This is a genomic window from Solimonas sp. SE-A11 (assembly GCF_030345715.1).
GTDB lineage: Bacteria > Pseudomonadota > Gammaproteobacteria > Nevskiales > Nevskiaceae > Solimonas_A.
The window spans coordinates 89,029-106,755 of the sequence record NZ_JAUASX010000014.1 but is presented as its reverse complement, the minus strand read 5'-3'; the positions used below and the strand labels follow the sequence as shown (position 1 = coordinate 106,755).

Annotated in this window: 20 protein-coding genes; all 20 read left to right on the top strand. The window is 66.8% G+C overall.

Annotated elements, in window-relative coordinates:
• The first annotated feature begins 22 nt into the window (after positions 1 to 22).
• Positions 23 to 1,237: a 2-oxoglutarate dehydrogenase complex dihydrolipoyllysine-residue succinyltransferase gene (odhB, locus tag QT386_RS16170; RefSeq protein ID WP_289274772.1), complete on the top strand. Its 1,215-nt coding sequence runs from the start codon at positions 23 to 25 to the stop codon at positions 1,235 to 1,237.
• An 81-nt stretch (positions 1,238 to 1,318) separates the two neighbouring features.
• Positions 1,319 to 2,368: an AraC family transcriptional regulator gene (locus tag QT386_RS16165; protein ID WP_289274771.1), complete on the top strand. Its 1,050-nt coding sequence runs from the start codon at positions 1,319 to 1,321 to the stop codon at positions 2,366 to 2,368.
• Between the two features lie 121 nt (positions 2,369 to 2,489).
• Positions 2,490 to 3,353 carry a metal-dependent hydrolase gene (locus QT386_RS16160; RefSeq protein WP_289274770.1) on the top strand — a complete coding sequence of 288 codons (864 nt, stop codon included), beginning with the start codon at positions 2,490 to 2,492 and terminating at the stop codon, positions 3,351 to 3,353.
• 119 nt (positions 3,354 to 3,472) lie between these two features.
• Positions 3,473 to 4,093, top strand: coding sequence for a paraquat-inducible protein A (locus tag QT386_RS16155; protein ID WP_289274769.1), 621 nt, complete (start codon positions 3,473 to 3,475; stop codon positions 4,091 to 4,093).
• Entirely contained in the window at positions 4,090 to 4,716 is a 627-nt protein-coding gene (locus QT386_RS16150; RefSeq protein WP_289274768.1) for a paraquat-inducible protein A, read from the top strand. The genes QT386_RS16155 and QT386_RS16150 overlap by 4 nt, the downstream gene beginning before the upstream one ends.
• On the top strand, positions 4,713 to 6,368 hold the full coding sequence (locus QT386_RS16145) for an intermembrane transport protein PqiB (RefSeq protein ID WP_289274767.1): 1,656 nt from the start codon (positions 4,713 to 4,715) through the stop codon (positions 6,366 to 6,368). Before QT386_RS16150 ends, QT386_RS16145 begins: the two co-directional genes overlap by 4 nt.
• Positions 6,365 to 6,949 carry a PqiC family protein gene (locus tag QT386_RS16140; protein ID WP_289274766.1) on the top strand — a complete coding sequence of 195 codons (585 nt, stop codon included), beginning with the start codon at positions 6,365 to 6,367 and terminating at the stop codon, positions 6,947 to 6,949. The genes QT386_RS16145 and QT386_RS16140 overlap by 4 nt, the downstream gene beginning before the upstream one ends.
• A gap of 80 nt (positions 6,950 to 7,029) precedes the next feature.
• The gene (gene lpdA, locus QT386_RS16135) at positions 7,030 to 8,469 is read left to right on the top strand and encodes a dihydrolipoyl dehydrogenase (protein ID WP_289274765.1); all 1,440 of its coding nucleotides are present in this window, start codon (positions 7,030 to 7,032) and stop codon (positions 8,467 to 8,469) included.
• Positions 8,470 to 8,636: 167 nt separating this feature from the next.
• Positions 8,637 to 9,212, top strand: coding sequence for a YfaZ family outer membrane protein (locus QT386_RS16130; RefSeq protein WP_289274764.1), 576 nt, complete (start codon positions 8,637 to 8,639; stop codon positions 9,210 to 9,212).
• 28 nt (positions 9,213 to 9,240) lie between these two features.
• Positions 9,241 to 9,960 carry a YebC/PmpR family DNA-binding transcriptional regulator gene (locus tag QT386_RS16125; protein WP_289274763.1) on the top strand — a complete coding sequence of 240 codons (720 nt, stop codon included), beginning with the start codon at positions 9,241 to 9,243 and terminating at the stop codon, positions 9,958 to 9,960.
• A complete protein-coding gene (ruvC, locus tag QT386_RS16120) occupies positions 9,957 to 10,472 on the top strand; it encodes a crossover junction endodeoxyribonuclease RuvC (RefSeq protein WP_289274762.1) in 516 nt (171 codons plus the stop codon). The genes QT386_RS16125 and ruvC overlap by 4 nt, the downstream gene beginning before the upstream one ends.
• A gap of 20 nt (positions 10,473 to 10,492) precedes the next feature.
• Positions 10,493 to 11,083: a Holliday junction branch migration protein RuvA gene (ruvA, locus tag QT386_RS16115; protein WP_289274761.1), complete on the top strand. Its 591-nt coding sequence runs from the start codon at positions 10,493 to 10,495 to the stop codon at positions 11,081 to 11,083.
• Positions 11,080 to 12,114, top strand: a complete 1,035-nt coding sequence (ruvB, locus tag QT386_RS16110; protein WP_289274760.1) for a Holliday junction branch migration DNA helicase RuvB — start codon at positions 11,080 to 11,082, stop codon at positions 12,112 to 12,114. Before ruvA ends, ruvB begins: the two co-directional genes overlap by 4 nt.
• Complete coding sequence (gene ybgC, locus QT386_RS16105) at positions 12,111 to 12,497, top strand: tol-pal system-associated acyl-CoA thioesterase (RefSeq protein WP_289274759.1); 387 nt, start codon at positions 12,111 to 12,113, stop codon at positions 12,495 to 12,497. The genes ruvB and ybgC overlap by 4 nt, the downstream gene beginning before the upstream one ends.
• A gap of 146 nt (positions 12,498 to 12,643) precedes the next feature.
• Entirely contained in the window at positions 12,644 to 13,324 is a 681-nt protein-coding gene (gene tolQ, locus QT386_RS16100; RefSeq protein WP_289274758.1) for a protein TolQ, read from the top strand.
• Between the two features lie 10 nt (positions 13,325 to 13,334).
• A complete protein-coding gene (gene tolR / locus QT386_RS16095; protein ID WP_289274757.1) occupies positions 13,335 to 13,760 on the top strand; it encodes a protein TolR in 426 nt (141 codons plus the stop codon).
• Complete coding sequence (gene tolA / locus QT386_RS16090; protein ID WP_289274756.1) at positions 13,760 to 14,740, top strand: cell envelope integrity protein TolA; 981 nt, start codon at positions 13,760 to 13,762, stop codon at positions 14,738 to 14,740. Before tolR ends, tolA begins: the two co-directional genes overlap by 1 nt.
• A gap of 145 nt (positions 14,741 to 14,885) precedes the next feature.
• Positions 14,886 to 16,169, top strand: a complete 1,284-nt coding sequence (gene tolB / locus QT386_RS16085) for a Tol-Pal system beta propeller repeat protein TolB (protein WP_289274755.1) — start codon at positions 14,886 to 14,888, stop codon at positions 16,167 to 16,169.
• Between the two features lie 49 nt (positions 16,170 to 16,218).
• Entirely contained in the window at positions 16,219 to 16,752 is a 534-nt protein-coding gene (gene pal, locus QT386_RS16080) for a peptidoglycan-associated lipoprotein Pal (RefSeq protein ID WP_289274754.1), read from the top strand.
• 34 nt (positions 16,753 to 16,786) lie between these two features.
• Positions 16,787 to 17,719, top strand: a complete 933-nt coding sequence (ybgF, locus tag QT386_RS16075) for a tol-pal system protein YbgF (protein ID WP_289274753.1) — start codon at positions 16,787 to 16,789, stop codon at positions 17,717 to 17,719.
• Positions 17,720 to 17,727: the final 8 nt, after the last annotated feature.

The window sequence follows — 17,727 nt, the reverse complement described above, 5'->3', positions numbered from 1 at the left end:
CATCGCTCCAGGAAAAAGAACAATGGCTATCGAAATCAAAGTCCCCAACCTGCCCGAATCGGTCTCCTCCGCCACCGTGGCCACCTGGCACCTGAAGGCCGGCGACGCGGTCAAGCGTGAGCAGAACCTCGTCGACCTGGAAACGGACAAGGTGGTGCTGGAGGTCCCGTCCACCGCCGACGGCGTGCTCACCGAAATCCGCGTGCAGCCGGGCGCCACGGTGGTGGCCGGTGATGTGCTCGCCGTGATGGAAGAGGGCGCCGGCGCGGCCGCCGCTCCGGCCGCTGCCAAGGTCGAGGGCGCCAAGCCGGCCGCCGCCACCGCTCCGGCCACGCCGGCCGGCGGCAACGAGGACCAGTCGCCCGCCGTGCGCAAGCTGCTGTCCGAGCTGGGCCTGTCGGCCTCGCAGATCAGCGGCACCGGCAAGGGTGGCCGCCTGACCGTGGAAGACGTGAAGGCCCATGCCGCCAAGCCCCAGGCTCCGGCGTCCAAGGCCGCTGCGCCTGCCGCCGCGCCGGCTCCGCGTGTCGCCGGTGCCCGCGAGGAACAGCGCGTGCCGATGACGCGCATCCGCCAGCGCATCGCCGAGCGCCTGCTGGAAGCCAAGAACAACACCGCCATGCTGACCACCTTCAACGAGGTGGACCTGAAGGCCGTGTCCGAGCTGCGCGCCCGCTACAAGGACCAGTTCGAGAAATCCCACGGCGTGAAGCTCGGCTTCATGAGTTTCTTCGTCAAGGCCGTGATCGAGGCGCTGAAGAAGTACCCGGTGCTGAATGCTTCGGTGGACGGACAGGACATCATCTATCACGGCTACTACGACATCGGCGTGGCCGTGTCCTCCGAGCGTGGCCTGGTGGTGCCGATCCTACGCGATGCCGACCAGCACTCCATGGCCGAGATCGAGAAGGCCATCGGTGATTTCGGCGCCCGCGCCAAGGCCAACAAGCTGACCATGGAAGACCTCACCGGCGGCACGTTCTCCGTTACCAACGGCGGCGTTTTCGGCTCGATGATGTCCACGCCGATCCTGAATCCTCCGCAGTCGGCGATCCTCGGCATGCACGGCATCACCGAGCGTCCGATGGTGGTCAACGGCGAGATCGTGATCCGCCCGATGATGTACCTGGCGCTGTCCTACGATCACCGCATCATCGACGGCAAGGAAGCCGTGCTGGGCCTGCGTACGATCAAGGAATGCCTGGAAGACCCGGCCAAGATCCTGCTCTCGCTGTAAGCGGCGATTGGCTGCACAGACACCGGGCCCCTTCAAGGGGCCCGGTTTGTTTTGGGCGCCGCTGCGGCATACTCGGCGTGCATGAGCGCCCCGCTGCACAATGACCCGCTGCCCTTCATCACGCTGCCCAATTGGGTCAATGCGGCGGCGCACTGTGGCTTCAACATCCGGCCGATCTTCGACGAGCTGGGCATCCAGACCAATCTGGTGAACCTGGAAGAGGCCACCATCAGCCTGCCGCTGATGGGTCAGGTGATGGAGGCCTGCGTGGAGCGCTCGCGCGAGCAGCATTTTCCCTTCGTGCTGGGCGAGACCTTTGCCTTCGACTACCTGCCGGACCTCGCCACCTTCGTGGCGACCAGTCCGACGCTGCGACAGGCCGTGCGCGTGTTCGACTGGGTGCGCACGCTGATCAATCCTATGATCGACGTGCGCCTGGAGGAAGAGGGCGAGCTCGCGCGCCTGGTACTGGTAAGGGAGCAGGACCCGACGGAACCGGAGGGGCGTGTCGGCGCCTACTTCGTCGAGTCGCTGTTCGCGGCGATCATCAAGTTCGGCCGCAGCATCGCCGCCGACCTGGAAGCCGACGCCGTGTTGCGGCTGCGCTTTCCGGAACCGCGGTACGCTGCGGTTTACGCGCGCTCCTTCCGGCTGCCGGTGCGCTTCTCGCAATCGCTCAACTCGCTGGAGTTTCCGCGCAACCGCCTGGACCAGCCACTGGCGGGAGGCTTTCCCTCGCTGCACGGCCAGGCCGAGCAGCGCGTCAGCCAGCGCCTGGCCAAGATGCCGCGCCGCAGCGGTCTGATCGCCGCCGTGGAAGCGGTCTTCGACCAGGAGCCGCGGCTGCTGGGGCAGGGCATCGACCGTGTCGCGCAGAAGCTGGACCTGCACGCGCGCACCCTGCAGCGGCGCCTGCATGAAGAGGGCGAGGCCTTTGCCGAGCTGCAGGGGCGGGTGCGGTATCGACGGGCGCTGCAGGACCTGGAGGATCCGAAGCTGGATCTGGAGACGATCAGCGAGCGGCTGGGGTTCTCGGATCGGCGTAGCTTCACCCGGGCTTTCACGCGCTGGGCCGGGGCCTCACCCAGCGAATTCAGGCGACGTGGGGGCGGCAAACCGTCGCTGGGGTAGTCGTGGGCGCCAGGGACCCCGGCTTGCGTTGTCGCAAAATGTTCCCTTCCGGTCGTTCAAGGTCATAGTCAGCCCTTGCCCGCACTCCTAAAGTCGGTCCAACGACTCTGAGGAGAGCAAGATGGACGGATCGACCCAAGGCATCGTCCCACGCAAGGGCCCGGATTTCGGGCTGGACGGTGACATTCCCAAGTACTGGTTCGGCGGCGACGCCTTCAAGTCACGCTTCTTTGACGCCATGTCGCTGCTGTTCCCCGAGGGCGAGAAGTTCTTCATCGCCTGCGTGCGCGACTACCGCGACCAGGTGACGGATTCGGAGCTCAAGGCCCAGGTCAAGGACTTCATGTACCAGGAAGGCCAGCACGGCATCGTCCACACCCAGTTCAACAACCGCCTGAAGGCCCAGGGCATCGAGGTCGACAAGATTCTGGACGAACAGAAGCGCATCATGTTCGGCGTGTTCCGCAAGCGCCTGCCGAAGATCTACACGCTGGGGCAGACCGCCGCCGCCGAACACATGACCGCTCTGATGGCCCACGGCTTCTTCTCCGCCGGCCTGATGAACGAGGCCGACCCGCGCATCCGCGCGATGTACGCCTGGCACGCGGTGGAGGAGATCGAGCACAAGGCGGTGGCCTACGACGTCTTCAAGAAGGTGGCCAAGGGCAGCTGGCTGGTGCGCGTGCTGTCGATGCTGCAGGTGGCCCTGACCTTCCCGCTGCACGTCTTCATGATCATGAACCACATGTTCAAGGTCGACGGCGTGCAGAACCGCGGACGGGTCTGGCTGCGCGGCCTGTGGTGGCTGTACGGACCCCGCGGCATCTACCCGCGCCTGCTGCCGCATTTCGCCCTGTACTTCCTGCCGGGCTTCCACCCCTGGAAGCATGGCGACATGGAGATCTACCGGCGCTGGACCGAGTCCTACGGGCAGAGCGGAGACGCCATCAAGGCGGGTGACGCCATTTCGGTCGGCGCCGCATAAGCCGGGCTGCCAGCCCTCCGCCGGGGTTCTTCCGGCGGAGGGCCGCGGAACTCCTAAAGGGAGTTGAATGTCGGCTAGACTTGCGGCATAGGAAAAGCCCAAGGAACTCAGCCCCATAGATGGCCCTCGACCGGTGGGTGGTATGCGAGCAATGCGATGCGGTCTACGCCCGGCGCGCGCTGCAGCCGGGTGAGGTCGCCGACTGCGCGCGTTGCGGCCATCACCTGTACCGCCGTCACCGCTTCGACCTCGAGATCCTGCTGGCGCTGACCCTGGCCACGGCCATCGTCTTCGTGCTGGCCAACATCTATCCGGTGGTGGCCCTCAATGCCCAGGGGGCCTACAACGCCGCCACCATCTGGGGGGCGGTGGTGGCCACTTGGGAATCCGGCGTGGCGCCGGTGGCCTTCCTCTCGGCCCTGCTGGTCTTCTTCTTCCCGCTGTCGCAGATTTGCCTGTTCGCCTACGTGCTGCTGGGGCTGCGCCGCGGCAAGCGGCCGGCCGAGTTCTCCCAGGCCATGCAGGCGCTGTCGCTGATGCAGCCCTGGAGCATGGCCGAGGTGTTCATGCTGGGCATCCTGGTGGCTATCGTGAAGCTGCACGGGGTCATGACCGTGATCCCGGGCATCGGCCTGTGGAGCTTCGCGGTGTTGACGCTGCTGCTGGCCGCGCTGACCTCCTACGACCTGCAGGACCTGTGGGACATCGCCGAGCGTGTCGACCAGGGAGAGTCGGTATGAGCACGGCTATCCGCACCGCCACCGAGATGGGCCTGATCGGCTGCCGCCGCTGCGGCCACGTGATGCAGCGGCCCGAGACGGTGGAGGGCAGTTCCTGCGCCCGCTGCGGCGCCCCGTTGCGCTGGCGCAAGCCGCAGAGCCTGGAACGCTGCTGGGCTTTCCTGATCGCCGCGATGATCCTGTACATCCCGGCCAACACCCTGACCATGATGAGGACCATCAATCCGTTCAACGCGACGGATGACACCATCATGAGCGGGGTGATCTACCTCTGGGTGGCCGGCACGCCGGAGCTGGCGGCGATCGTGTTCGTGGCCAGCGTGATGGTGCCGATCGGCAAGTTCATCGCGCTGCTGATCCTGCTGATCAGCGTGCAGCGCGGCAGCCCGCATGACCGAGTGGGGCGCACCCGCATGTACCGCATCATCGAGAAGATCGGCCACTGGTCGATGCTCGACGTGTTCGTAGTGGCGCTGCTGGTGGCCCTGGTGCGCTTTGACCTGTTTGGCCGCGTCGAGGCCGGCGGCGGCGCCATCTGCTTCGGCGGGGTGGTGGTGCTGACGATGATGGCCTCGCTGAGCTTCGACCCCCGCCTGATCTGGGATACTCCCGAGAAGACATGACCGACAACGACAGTGGAGTTCCCGAACCGGTGGTACGCCGGCCGTCGCGCTGGCAGTTCTCGCTGGTGTGGCTGGTGCCGCTGGTGGCTGCCGTGGTCGGGCTGGGGCTGCTGATCCGCACCTGGATGATGGCCGGACCCACGATCACCATCCAGTTCAAGACCGCCGAGGGCATCGAAGAGGGCAAGACCCAGCTGCGCTTCAAGGAAGTGGTCATCGGCAAGGTGCGCAGCATCGAGCTGACCGACGATTTCACGCAGGTGAAGGTGACGGTGGACCTCAACAAGCATGCCTCGCGGGCCGCGGTGGCCGACTCGCGCTTCTGGGTGGTGCGCCCGCGCGCCGACCTGGGCGGCGTTTCGGGCCTTGGCACGCTGCTGTCGGGTGCCTACATCGGCGTGGACATCGGCAAGTCCGAGGAGAGCCAGCGCGCTTTCAAGGGCCTCGAAGTGCCGCCGGCGGTGACCAACGACAGCCAGGGCCGCGGCTTCAGGCTGGTGGCCAAGGACCTCGGCTCGCTGAACCTGGGCTCCCCGGTGTACTACCGCCGGGTTCCGGTCGGGCGGGTGGTGGGCTATGAAATGGATCCGGATGGCCGCGCGGTCAGCCTGCAGATCTTCGTCGATGCGCCCTACGACCGCTTCGTGACGCCCTCGACCACCTTCTGGAATGCCAGCGGTGTAGACGTCAGTGCCGGGCCGCAGGGCTTCAAGCTCAATACCCAGTCGCTGGTCAGCGTCATTGCCGGCGGTGTCGCCTTCCAGCCGCCGGAGCGCAACGAGCCGCCCGCCGCCGAGGGTGGTCGTTTCCGCCTGTACGACGACATGGCCTCCGCAATGGCACCGCAGGACAAAGTCCAGCTCGCCCTGCGCCTGCGCTTCTACCAGTCCGTGCGCGGGCTGGCGGTGGGTGCGCCGGTGGACTTCCACGGCCTGCAGCTGGGCGAGATCACGAAGATCGACTTCGAGTACGACGCGCAGCGCCAGCGCTTCGCCGCGGACGTCAGCGCCGTCATCTACCCGGAGCGCCTCGGCAATGCCTACCTGTCCCTGCGTGGCCAGCTCAAGCAGGCCGACGACGAGGCGCCCCGTCGGGTGTTCGAGCGTCTGATCTCACAGAGCCTGCGTGCGCAGCTGCGCAGCGGCAACCTGCTCACCGGCCAGCAGTACGTGGCGCTGGACTTCCTGTCCAAGGGCGAGCCGACCCTGGCGCCGCCGCAGGCAGGCGCCCTGACGATGCCCACCGTGCCGGGCAGCTTCGACCAGATCCAGACGCAGATCACCAACATTGTCGACAAGATCGAGAAGATCCCCTTCGACGAGATCGGCCTGCAGTTGCGCGACAGCCTGCGCGATGCCAACCAACTGCTGAAGACGCTGGACGGCAAGGTGGCGCCGGAGATGCAGCAGACCCTGGAGCAGGCGCGGCTGACGCTGCGCAGCGCCGAGGAAGCCCTGGGCAGCGACGGGCCGATGCAACAGGACCTGCGCGGCACCCTGGAATCGGTGGACCGCGCGGCGCGCTCGCTGCGCTCGCTGACCGAGGGGCTGCAGCGAAACCCGCAATCGCTGCTGCGCGGCAAGCCGGACGATCCCGTGCTGCTGCGCCTGTCACCCCTGCCGCCCCAAGGACTGGAGCAGACCCCGCCGTGAAGCACGCCCTCCCGTCAGCCCTGCTGGCCCTGCTGCTGTCCGCCTGCGCCTCGGTCTCGGCGCCCAGCTACTACACCCTGTCGGCGCCGTCGGCCGCTGCGCCGGTCGCCCCTACGCGCTGGATCGACGTGCAGGCCGTCACCGTGCCCCTGCAGCTGGATACGCCACAACTGGTCGTGCGGCAGGGCGATGCCAGCCTGGCGCTGCTGGAGCGCCAGCAGTGGGCCTCGCCGCTGGATGCGGAGATCCGCGGCGCCCTGGTGACGGCCCTAGGCGCCCAGGGCGTCCGCGACATCCACGCCCTGCCGCCGCCGGCCGATACGCCCCTGCACCGCCTCAAGCTGGAACTGCAGGCCTTCGAGACCATGCCGGGCCGGGCGGTGCGCTGGGAGGGAGTCTGGAGCCTGCGAGGTACCGGCGGCGCCAAGGCCAGCCTGACCTGCGCCTTTTCGGCCCAGGAGCCGGTGGGTACGCAGACCGCGGAAATGGTCGCCGGCCACCAGCGCCTGCTGAGCCGGCTGGCCGGGCAGATTGCGGCAGCGATGGCTCAAGCCGCCGCGCCGGCTTGTCCGGGCAACTGAAATCCTGTCTTCCTGTGTAGCGGGGTGGCCGCTTTGCGGCCACAGCGCGCTAAAATAGCGGTGCCCTCAAGGAAAAGAACATGAGCGAACAATACGACGTCGTTGTCATTGGCGGCGGTCCCGCCGGCTACCCCTGCGCGATCCGTGCTTCCCAGCTCGGCTTCAAGACGGCCTGTATCGATGCCTGGGTCAACAAGGACAGCACGCCGGCTTTCGGCGGCACCTGCCTGAACGCCGGCTGCATCCCCTCCAAGGCACTGCTGGAGTCCTCCGAACTGGTGCACCGAGCCCAGCACGAGTTCGCCAAGCACGGCATCGGCGTGGGCGAGGTCAGCGTCGACCTGGCCAGGATGCAGGCCCGCAAGACCGAGGTGTCCAAGTCCCTCACCGGCGGCATCAAGCAGCTGTTCACCGCCAGCAAGGTCACTGGCCTGTTCGGCACCGGCAAGCTGCTGGGCAACGGCCAGGTCGAGTACAAGTCGCATGATGGCCAGACCCAGGTCCTCAGCGCCAAGCACATCGTCATCGCCACCGGCTCCGAGCCGGTGAACCTGACCAAGATCGCCGCCTTCGACGGCGAGCGCATCGTCGACTCCTGGGGCGCGCTGGACTTCACCGAGGTGCCCAAGCGCCTCGGCGTGATCGGCGCCGGCGTGATCGGCGTGGAACTGGGCAGCGTCTGGTCGCGCCTGGGTGCCAAGGTCACGATCCTGGAGGCCCTGCCAGGCTTCCTGCCGATGGTGGATGCCGCCATCTCCAAGGAAGCGTTGCGTCACCTGACCAAGCAGGGACTGGACATCCGCTTCGGAGCCAAGGTGTCCGGCGCCAAGGCCGGCAAGAAGGGCGTGACCGTCGAGTTCGAGCAGGACGGCAAGACCCAGAGCGAGGAATTCGACAAGCTGATCGTCGCCGTCGGCCGCCGCCCCAACACCACCGGCCTCAACGCCGAGGCGGTGGGCGTCAAGCTGACCGACCGTGGCTTCGTGCAGGTGGACCCGCACTACAAGACCAGCGTCCCCGGCATCTACGCCGTGGGTGACGTGATCGGCGGCGCCATGCTGGCGCACAAGGGTATCGAGGAAGGCGTGGCGCTGGCCGAGCAGCTCGCCGGCCACCACACCCAGGTCAACTACAACGCGGTGCCGAGCGTGGTCTACACCGCGCCGGAGATCGCCTGGGTCGGCCTGTCCGAAGAGCAGGCCAAGGCGGCCGGCCACGAGGTCAAGACCGGCAGCGGTTCGTTCATGGCCAGCGGCCGTGCCAAGGCCATGGAGCAGGCGGGCGGCACCATCAAGGTGATCTCCGACGCCAAGACCGACCGGATCCTCGGCGTGCATGCCGTGGGCCCGTTCGTGTCCGAACTCATCGCCGAAGCTGTGGTCGCACTGGAGTTCGCCGCCACCACCGAGGACATCGCGCTGATCATGCATGCGCATCCCTCGCTGGCGGAAACTTTCCACGACGCGATCCTGCTGGTGGATGGCCGTGCGGTGCATGCGATCAACAAGCCCAAGCGCTGAACTCATGAATCCATCTGCTGTGCGGGCCGATCTCGCATCTGTGATGCTCGCCGTATTTCAGTACGGCTGTGCGTCTCGATGCGACCTCGGCCCTGCTCGCGACGATGGCTTCACGAGTTCGGAGCGCGCGGTATAAATAACCAGAATAAACATTTAGGAGCCTGAAAATGAAAGCAAAGGCAATCATCGGTGCGACCCTGGCCCTGGCGGCCCTGCCGGCCGCCGCGGCGACCTTCGATGCCAGCATTGGCGAGGAAGCCGTGCGCGTGGGCCTGGAAGGCGACCTGTCGTCGGTGTTCTCCGGCGCCAAGGGCCAGTACGACCTCGGCGCCCTGTGGCGCTCCGAGAACAATGCCGACGCCTTCGTGCCGCACATCGGCGTGCTGCTGACCGGCGACACCGGTGCGCGTGACGCCAAGGTCACGGCGGGCCTGGGCATCCGTGCCGCCTACATCGACGGCGAGAACGCCGACGGCTCGGCCATCGCGCTCGGCGGCCAGGTGGACGTGCGCATGCCGGGCTTCGAGCGCGTCGCGCTCGGCGCCTATGGCTACTTCGCGCCGGACGTGACCACCTTCGGTGATACCGACAAGTACTACGACGTCGGCCTGAGCCTGGGTTACGAGGTGATCAAGGACGCTTCGGTCTACGTCGGCTGGCGCAAGGTCGTGGCCAAGCTGGACGGCGGCGGCGAGATCGAGGCCGATGACGGCTTCAACATCGGCCTGCGGCTCAATTTCTAACATCACCTGACCAGGGACCGGGGTTCGTATGGGGCGTGGCCCGAGTATCGAAGCGCGCAAGAACGCCACTGACGCGGCGCGCGGCAAGCTGTTCACCAAGTTCATTCGGGAGATCACCGTTGCCGCCCGTACGGGCGGCAGCGATCCCAAGGCCAATTCTCGGCTGCGCATCGCCATGGACAAGGCGCTGACCGCGAACATGACCAAGGACACGATCGAGCGCGCCATCAAGCGCGGCTCGGGTGAGGGCAATGCCGACGCGTTCGAGGAAATCCGCTACGAGGGCTACGGCCCCGGCGGCGTTGCGATCATGGTGGACTGCATGACCGACAACCCGACGCGCACGGTTGCCGAAGTGCGCCATGCCTTCAGCAAGTGCGGCGGCAGCATGGGCACCAGCGGTTCGGTGGCCTTCCAGTTCAGCCGCACCGGCCAGATCCTGTTCGAGACCGGCGGCGATGCGGCGCTGGAGGAGAAGATCCTTGAGCAGGCCCTGGAGGCCGGCGCGGACGACGTGGTCAACCACGACGAGGTCACCGAGGTGCTGGTGGCAGCGGACGCCTTCGAGTCGGTCAAGACGGCCTTGGCCGCCAAGGGCCTGAAGCCGGTGCAGGCCGACATCACCATGCGCCCGGGTAACACCAGCGCGGTGTCGGGCGAGCAGGCGGTCACGCTGCAGAAGCTGATCGACATGCTGGAAGATCTGGACGACGTGCAGAAGGTCTACTCGAACGCCGAGTTCGCGTGACCGTCACCCGCATCCTCGGCATCGATCCCGGCTCGCGCTACACCGGCTACGGCGTGATCGAGGTTGCGGGTGGCAAGAGCCGCCATCTGGTCTGCGGGCGCATCAATGCCACGGTCGGCGAGATGCCGGAGCGGCTGCTGAAGATCATGCAGGGCTTGGGCGAGATCATCGCCGAGTACCAGCCGCAGGAAGTGGCGCTGGAAGAAGTCTTCGTCAACAAGAACGTGTCCAGCGCGCTGGTGCTGGGCCAGGCCCGCGGCGTTGCTATCGTCGCTGCCGCCCAGGCCGGGCTGCCGCTGGCCGAATATGCCGCTACCCAGGTCAAGCTGGCCCTGGTCGGCAACGGCCGGGCGGAGAAGCTGCAGGTGCAGCACATGGTCAAGGTGCTGCTGAACCTGCGCGAGACCATGGCGGCCGATGCCTCCGACGCGCTGGCCGTGGCGCTGACCCATGCGCACGTGCGTTCCACTAAGATGCGCAGTGGACTCACCCTGAACAAAGCCTGGGGATAACAGGACATGGATCGCGCGACATGATCGGCCGCATCACCGGAAAACTCGTGCTGAAGCAGCCGCCGCTGCTGCTGGTGGACGTGGGCGGCGTCGGCTACGAGCTGGAAGCGCCGATGTCGACCTTCTATAAGCTGCCGTCGGTGGGCGAGGGCGTCAGCCTGCACACGCACCTGACGGTGCGCGAGGACGCGCACCTGCTGTTCGCCTTCGGCAGCAGCACCGAGAAGGGGTTGTTCCGTGAGTTGATCAAGATTTCTGGCGTCGGCCCCAAGCTGGCGCTGGCGATCCTGTCCGGCGTCAGCGTCGAGGATTTCTGGGAAACCGTGCGGGCTGGCGACGTCATCCGCCTGACCAAGATTCCCGGTGTCGGCCGCAAGACCGCCGAACGCCTGGTGGTGGAGATGCGCGACAAGGCTGGCGGCGCCGCCGAGGCCGTGGGCCTGAGCACCGCGCCCGCCGTGGGCACCGCGCCCCTACAGGAGGCCCGTGCCGCACTGGCTGCGCTGGGCTACAAGCCAGCTGAGATCCAGCGTTTCACCGAGGCCGTGCACAAGGAAGGCATGACCACCGAGCAGATCATCCAGGAGGCGCTGAAGCGCGCCGTGCGATGAGCGATAGCCCGCGCCTGATCTCCGCTGCAGGCACCTCGGAGGAGGAGCGCATCGAGCGCGCCATCCGCCCGCACCGGCTGAAGGACTATGTCGGCCAGCCGGCGGTCAAGGAGCAGATGGGTATCGCCATCGAGGCGGCGCGCCGCCGCGGCGATGCGCTGGACCACGTGCTGATCTTCGGCCCGCCAGGCCTGGGCAAGACCACGCTGGCGCATATCCTGGCCCAGGAGATGGGCGCGAACCTGCGCCAGACCTCTGGCCCGGTGCTGGAGCGCGCCGGCGACCTGGCCGCGCTGCTGACCAACCTGGAGCCGCGCGACCTGCTGTTCATCGACGAGATCCATCGACTGTCGCCCGTGGTGGAGGAAGTGCTCTACCCGGCGATGGAGGATTACCAGCTCGACATCATGATCGGCGAGGGGCCGGCGGCGCGTTCCATCCGCCTGGACCTGCCGCCGTTCACACTGGTGGGCGCCACCACCCGTGCCGGCGCGCTGACCAGCCCGCTGCGCGACCGCTTCGGCATCGTGCAGCGCCTGGAGTTCTACGGCATCGAGGACCTGACGAGCATCGTCACGCGCAGCGCTGCCATCCTGAAGGCCGGCATCGAGCCGGGCGGGGCGCTGGAGATCGCGCGCCGTTCGCGCGGCACCCCGCGTATCGCCAACCGCCTGTTGCGCCGCGTGCGCGACTACGCCGAAGTGCGTGGTGACGGCATCATCACCGAGCCTACCGCGGCGGCGGCGATGAAACTGCTGGATGTGGATTCCAACGGCTTCGATCTGATGGACCGCAAGCTCCTGCTGGCCCTGATCGAACGTTTCGACGGCGGTCCGGCGGGGCTGGACAACCTCGCCGCCGCCATCGGCGAGGCGCGCGACACCATCGAGGACGTGATCGAGCCCTACCTGATCCAGCAGGGCTACCTGATGCGTACCCCACGCGGCCGCGTGGCCTGCAGGCTGGCCTACCAGCACTATGGGCTGAAAATGCCGGACCGCCTGGGCACGCCGGACCTGTTCGCGCCATGAGCGAGTATCGCTGGCCTATCCGGGTCTACTACGAGGATACCGACGCCAGCGGCGTGGTCTACCACGCCAACTACCTGCGCTGGTTCGAGCGCGCACGCACGGAATGGCTGCGCGAGAAGGGCTACGGGCAGGAGCGGCTGAGGCTGGAAGCCGGGGTGGCCTTCACCATTTCGACCATTGAAATCGGCTATCTCAAGCCCGCGCGGCTGGACGATGAACTGCAGGTGCAGACCCGGGTCGTGGAACTTCGGCGTGCCAGCCTGATCTTTGAACAGTCCCTGCTGCGCGACGACGGCCAGGTGCTCACCACGGCGCGCGTGCGCATCGCCTGTGTGGACGCCGCGACCTTTCGTCCGAAAGCTTTACCTTCCGGGCTCTTCTGAAGGCATCTTCGGCTGCTAGAATTTCCTACAAATCGCAGATTTCTTTGTTATTATTCTGCGATCAACCAAAATAATTGTTGATATTTACTAACAACGCTCCGACCGATCGGCTTCGGGGCGGTCCAGACCAAGGACAAGGATAATCCATGAACGATTTGTCGATGCTCGACCTGATCCTGAAGGCGAGCCTGCTTGCGAAGTTCGTCCTGCTACTGCTGGTGGCGGCTTCGGGAGTGTCCTGGTACGTGATCTTCTCCAAGCGCGGCCTGTTCTCGCGCATGGCGTCCTCGGCCGAGAAGTTCGAGGACCGCTTCTGGAGCGGCGGCAACCTGGCCGACCTCTACGAGTCGGTGCGCAAGAATCAGGAGACCGAGGGCCTGGCCGCCATCTTCACCGCCGGCTACGAGGAATACACCCGCCAGCAGACCGCCGGCCGCTCGGCCCCCGAGGACCAGCTGGCCGCCGTCTCGCGCCAGATGCGCGTAGCCCAGGTGCGCGAGGTGGAGCGTCTCGAGGGTGGCCTGGCGATGCTGGCTACCATCGGTTCCACCAGCCCCTATGTCGGCCTCTTCGGCACCGTCTGGGGCATCATGGCGGCCTTCGTCAGCATCGGCGCCCAGAAGCAGGCTTCGCTGGCCACGGTCGCCCCCGGCATCGCCGAGGCGCTGATCGCCACCGCCATGGGCCTGTTCGCCGCCATCCCGGCCGTGATCGCCTACAACTTCTTCACGCGCTCGGTGGAACGCATGGAAAATCGCTACCACACCTTCGCCGAAGAGATGCTGGGCATCATCGACCGCGGGCTGCGTCACGCCCGCCAGGCCTGAGGAGCCCGCCATGGCGCGCCGCAAGCTTTCCTCCGACATGAACGTCGTGCCGTATATTGACGTCATGCTGGTGCTGCTGGTGATCTTCATGGTGACTGCGCCGATGATGACGCAGGGTATCGAGGTGGACCTGCCCGACGTCAAGGCTCAGTCGATGAGCAAGGAAGACGAGGACCGCATCCTGTCGGTCGACCCGAAGGGCAACTATCACCTCAGCTGGATCGGCGAGGGCAAGACCATCGTCGGCGACGACGAGGTGGTGACCGAGGTGCAGGGTCTGCTGGCCACCAAGCCGGAGCAGATGATCCTGGTTCACGGCGATCGGCAGACCCCGTACGAAAACGTCGCAAAGGCCATGGGTCTGCTCAGCGATGCCGGGGCCAAGAAGATCGGCTTCGTCACCGATGAACCGACGGACGAAAAGCCGCGCCGTTGATGAACAAGCCACAGACCCGCTATGCGGTTGCGTCCCTGGTCCTGCACGTGTTCGTGTTCGGGGCACTGATCCTGGGCGCCCTGTTCCACCGCAAGCCGGAGCCGATGCGCGTCATCGAGGCCGCACTGGTGCAGGGTGGGGGGCAGCAGGTGCCCAACCCGCAGCCGCTGGAGCCCAAGCCGCTGCCGCCCGCGCCCAAGCCCGAGCCGCAGCCGGAACCGCCCAAGCCTGAACCCCCGAAGCCCAAGCCGGAGCCTCCCAAGGAAGACCCGGTGAAGAAGGCCGAGCAGGAGGCCAAGAAGCAGGCCGAGGCCGAAGAGAAGCGCAGGGTCGCCGAGGAGCGCAAGGAGAAGCAGCGCGTCCAGGAAGCCGAGCGCAAGGCCGAACAGGTCCGCATCAAGGAAGAGGCCGAGCGCAAGCGCCAGGAAGAGCTGAAGAAGAAGCAGGAAGAGGCGCAGAAGAAGGCCGAGGAAGAGCGTCAGCGCAAGGAAGAGGAACAGCGCAGGAAGGACGAGGAGAAGCGCCAGCAGCAGGCGATCGCCGACGACCTCAAGCGCCAGGAGGCCGAGGAGCGCAAGGCGATCGAGGATGCCCGCGCCAGGCGCGCAGCCGAGGACAAGGCGCGTCGCGATGCCCTGGCCGCCGCCGCCGCGGCCGAGCAGGCCGCGCGTGACGCTGCCGTCATTGGTGCCGCCCAGGCGCAGTGGGGCGACCTGATCGCGGCCCGCGTGCGCAAGTTCTGGCAGCGCCCGCCGGCCAGCGCCGACACCTTCACCTGTGTGGTGGAGGTGAAGATGAACCCGGATGCCTCGGTGGTGAGCGCGACGGTCATCCGCAGCTGCGGTACCGCTGCATTGGATCGTTCGGTGGAGCAGGCCGTGGTCAAGGCCAGCCCGTTGCCTCCGCCGCCGGATCCGCGTGCCATGCCGCCGGATCGCACCATCAAGATCCGATTCTGCCCCTCTGCGAACGGTTGTTAGCGCCTCCGCTGCAGGAAACCGGCCCCAAACGCCAGAACTTTTCCCCATGAAGAGAGTCACTTGGGGAAGAACTTTGGCGTAAAGGCCGGTTTTTGAATCACAATATGCTCCGCGGCCCCTCCGGCGCCGCTTCTCAAGGTTGCCCATGACGTTCAAGAAACTGCTTGCCGTACTGCTGGTCCTGGTCGCCGTTCCGGCGCAGGCCGCCCTGGAGATCACCGTTACCGGCGGTGACGTGGCGCCGTTGCCGATCGCCCTGGTGCAGTTCCAGCCCACGCCGGAGGTGCCGCTCGACGTGGCCCAGGTGGTGGAGAACGACCTGGTGCGCAGCGGGCGCTTCAAGGCACTGCCGCGCGGCGCCATGCCGCAGACCCCCACGGCGCCGCAGGCGGTGGTGACCGACGGCTGGAAGGCCGCCGGCATCGACAACCTGGTGATCGGCCAGCTCGGCAAGTCCGCCGACGGCTACTACGCGCGCTTCTTCCTGATCGACACCGTCAGTGGCCAGCAGCTGCTGAGTCACCAGTTTTCGGTGAAGTCGCCGGCGCAGATGCGCACCGTGGCCCACATGATCGCGGACATGATCTACGAGAAGCTGCTCGGCATCCCCGGCTACTTCAATACCAAGATCGCCTACGTGGCTGCGAGCGGCTATGGCCCGGCCCGCAACTTCCAGCTAGTGGTGTCCGATTCGGACGGCGAAGCGCCGCGTGTGCTCGCCACCTCGCGCGAGCCGATCCTGTCGCCTGCCTGGGCGCCGGATCGCAAGCAACTCGCCTTCGTCGGCTACAACCGCGGCCGCTCGGCGGTGATGGTCTACACGCTGGCCACCGGCCAGGTGCGCACCCTGGTATCGGAGCCGGGCCTCAACAGCTCGCCGGCCTGGTCGCCGGACGGCAGCAAGATCGCCGTGAGCCTGTCCTTCGAGAACAACCCGGACATCTACGTGATCGACGTGGCCAGCAACAAGCGTCGCCGCCTGACCGACCACTATGGTATCGACACCGAGCCGGCATGGTCGCCGGACGGCAGCAAGATCGTCTTCACCTCCGACCGCGGCGGTCGTCCCCAGATCTATGAAATGGGTGCCGAGGGCGGTGATCCGCGCCGCGTCACCTTCCAGGGTGGCCAGAACCTGCGCGCCAGCTACTCGCCCGACGGCAAGTCCCTAGCCCTGGTGAACGCCGACGGTGGCCGTTTCCGCATCGGCCTGCTGGACCTGGCCAGCGGCGGCCTAAAGCTTCTCAGCGACGGCCCCCAGGACGAGGGCCCGCAGTTCGCACCCGGTGGTGCGGTGGTGATCTACGCTACGCAGGGACGCGCCGGCGGCGCGGAACTTGCGACCGTATCGGTCGACGGACGTGTCCGTACGCGCCTGCGTCAGGCGGCCGACATCAAGGAGCCCGCATGGTCTCCGGTGGTTCGTTAATTTCCAACATTCAAGCTTCCGCACCTCATAGAACATAGGAGTCACCCCAATGACCAAGAATCTCATCATCGCCGGCGCCCTCGTCGCCGCCCTGGCCGTTGCCGGCTGCTCCGGCAAGAAGAACGTGAAGCCGGCGGCACCGTCGGCTGACCCGGTCGGCCAGAGCACCACGCCGTACGGCAGCGATCCCTACGGCAGCAGCGCCCCGGCCCAGATCGGCGGCCCCAGCGCCCAGGAGACCGCCGAGCGCGCCCTGAGCAACAACATCGTCTACTTCGAGTACGACAGCACCGTCATCAACTCGGAAGGCGAGTCGGTCATCGGCCGCTACGCCAGCTACCTGCAGGGCAACCCGACCGCTCGCGTGCGCCTGGAAGGCCACGCCGACGAGCGCGGCACTCCGGAGTACAACCTGGGCCTGGGTGAGCGCCGCGCCAAGGCGGTCGAGGCTTCGCTGCTGGCCAAGGGCGTGAGCGCCAACCAGCTGTCGCTGCTGTCCTACGGCGAAGAGCGCCCGGCGGTGTCGGGTCACGACGAGGCGAGCTGGGCCCAGAACCGCCGCGTCCAGATCATCCGCCAGTAAGGCTGCCACCTAAAAACCTCGGGGGAACAGGTCCATGTCCAAACGTCGTCTGATTGCTTCTTTCATCGCTCCCGTCGCGCTGCTGGCCGGCTGTGCCAGCTCCGACTTCGGCGGAAACATCAGCGGAAGCGGAGATGCCCTGTCCCCCGAGGAGCGTCGCCTCCAGCGTGCAGAGACCAAGGTCTCCGAGCTATCGCGCCGGCTCGACGCGGTGAACCTGGCCGGCATGGACCAGGAGAACCAGCGTCTGCGCGACGATATCCGCCAGCTGCGCGGCGAGATGGAGCGCATGCGCTACGATGCCGACCAGCAGCAGCGCCGCAGCGCTGCCACGGTTGCCGAACTGGATCGTCGCATCCAGCGTTTCGAGGTCCAGCAGGGTATTGCCAGCCCCGGCGCCGCACCGGCTCCGGTTGCCGCTGCTTCGGTCAGCCAGGGCAGCTTCGCCGCTCCGGCTCCGGCGGCTCCGGCCCCGGTCCCCACGCTGCCTTCGGCGCCCGCTACGGCTCCGGGCGCGGCCACCGCTCCCAGCACCAGCGTGGCTCCGGCCGCCGGCGCTCCGGTGGTGATCTCCTCGGGCAGCGGTGCCACGGTGGAAGAAGAGACTGCGTACCTCGCGGCTTTCGACGAATTCAAGAACGGCAAGTACGACAACGCCATCCGCGGTTTCAAGAACATGGTGGCGACGTACCCGCAGGGCACCTATGCGCCCAACGCCTATTTCTGGATGGGCGAGATGTACACCATCAAGCGCGACTACAAGGCCGCGCTGACCAATTTCCAGACCATCCTGCAGCGCTTCCCGGCCACCCCCAAGGTGCCGGACGCGATGCTGAAGGTGGGCCTGACGCAGCTGGAGCTGAAGTCGGAAGCCGAGGGCCGCGCAACGCTGCAGCGCGTGATCTCGACCTATCCGAACTCCAACGCCGCCAAGCTCGCGGCGCAGCGGTTGAATCCGCCGAAGTAAGGAACAAC

What these genes read in the sequence shown, in the direction of transcription:
- tolQ (WP_289274758.1), top strand. Translation starts at nt 12,644, where the DNA reads ATGAACGATTTGTCGATGCTCGACCTGATCCTGAAGGCGAGCCTGCTT.
- QT386_RS16160 (WP_289274770.1), top strand. Translation starts at nt 2,490, where the DNA reads ATGGACGGATCGACCCAAGGCATCGTCCCACGCAAGGGCCCGGATTTC.
- tolR (WP_289274757.1), top strand. Translation starts at nt 13,335, where the DNA reads ATGGCGCGCCGCAAGCTTTCCTCCGACATGAACGTCGTGCCGTATATT.
- QT386_RS16165 (WP_289274771.1), top strand. Translation starts at nt 1,319, where the DNA reads ATGAGCGCCCCGCTGCACAATGACCCGCTGCCCTTCATCACGCTGCCC.
- odhB (WP_289274772.1), top strand. Translation starts at nt 23, where the DNA reads ATGGCTATCGAAATCAAAGTCCCCAACCTGCCCGAATCGGTCTCCTCC.
- pal (WP_289274754.1), top strand. Translation starts at nt 16,219, where the DNA reads ATGACCAAGAATCTCATCATCGCCGGCGCCCTCGTCGCCGCCCTGGCC.
- ybgF (WP_289274753.1), top strand. Translation starts at nt 16,787, where the DNA reads ATGTCCAAACGTCGTCTGATTGCTTCTTTCATCGCTCCCGTCGCGCTG.
- QT386_RS16125 (WP_289274763.1), top strand. Translation starts at nt 9,241, where the DNA reads ATGGGGCGTGGCCCGAGTATCGAAGCGCGCAAGAACGCCACTGACGCG.
- lpdA (WP_289274765.1), top strand. Translation starts at nt 7,030, where the DNA reads ATGAGCGAACAATACGACGTCGTTGTCATTGGCGGCGGTCCCGCCGGC.
- tolB (WP_289274755.1), top strand. Translation starts at nt 14,886, where the DNA reads ATGACGTTCAAGAAACTGCTTGCCGTACTGCTGGTCCTGGTCGCCGTT.
- tolA (WP_289274756.1), top strand. Translation starts at nt 13,760, where the DNA reads ATGAACAAGCCACAGACCCGCTATGCGGTTGCGTCCCTGGTCCTGCAC.
- ruvA (WP_289274761.1), top strand. Translation starts at nt 10,493, where the DNA reads ATGATCGGCCGCATCACCGGAAAACTCGTGCTGAAGCAGCCGCCGCTG.
- ybgC (WP_289274759.1), top strand. Translation starts at nt 12,111, where the DNA reads ATGAGCGAGTATCGCTGGCCTATCCGGGTCTACTACGAGGATACCGAC.
- QT386_RS16145 (WP_289274767.1), top strand. Translation starts at nt 4,713, where the DNA reads ATGACCGACAACGACAGTGGAGTTCCCGAACCGGTGGTACGCCGGCCG.
- QT386_RS16130 (WP_289274764.1), top strand. Translation starts at nt 8,637, where the DNA reads ATGAAAGCAAAGGCAATCATCGGTGCGACCCTGGCCCTGGCGGCCCTG.
- QT386_RS16150 (WP_289274768.1), top strand. Translation starts at nt 4,090, where the DNA reads ATGAGCACGGCTATCCGCACCGCCACCGAGATGGGCCTGATCGGCTGC.
- ruvB (WP_289274760.1), top strand. Translation starts at nt 11,080, where the DNA reads ATGAGCGATAGCCCGCGCCTGATCTCCGCTGCAGGCACCTCGGAGGAG.
- QT386_RS16155 (WP_289274769.1), top strand. Translation starts at nt 3,473, where the DNA reads ATGGCCCTCGACCGGTGGGTGGTATGCGAGCAATGCGATGCGGTCTAC.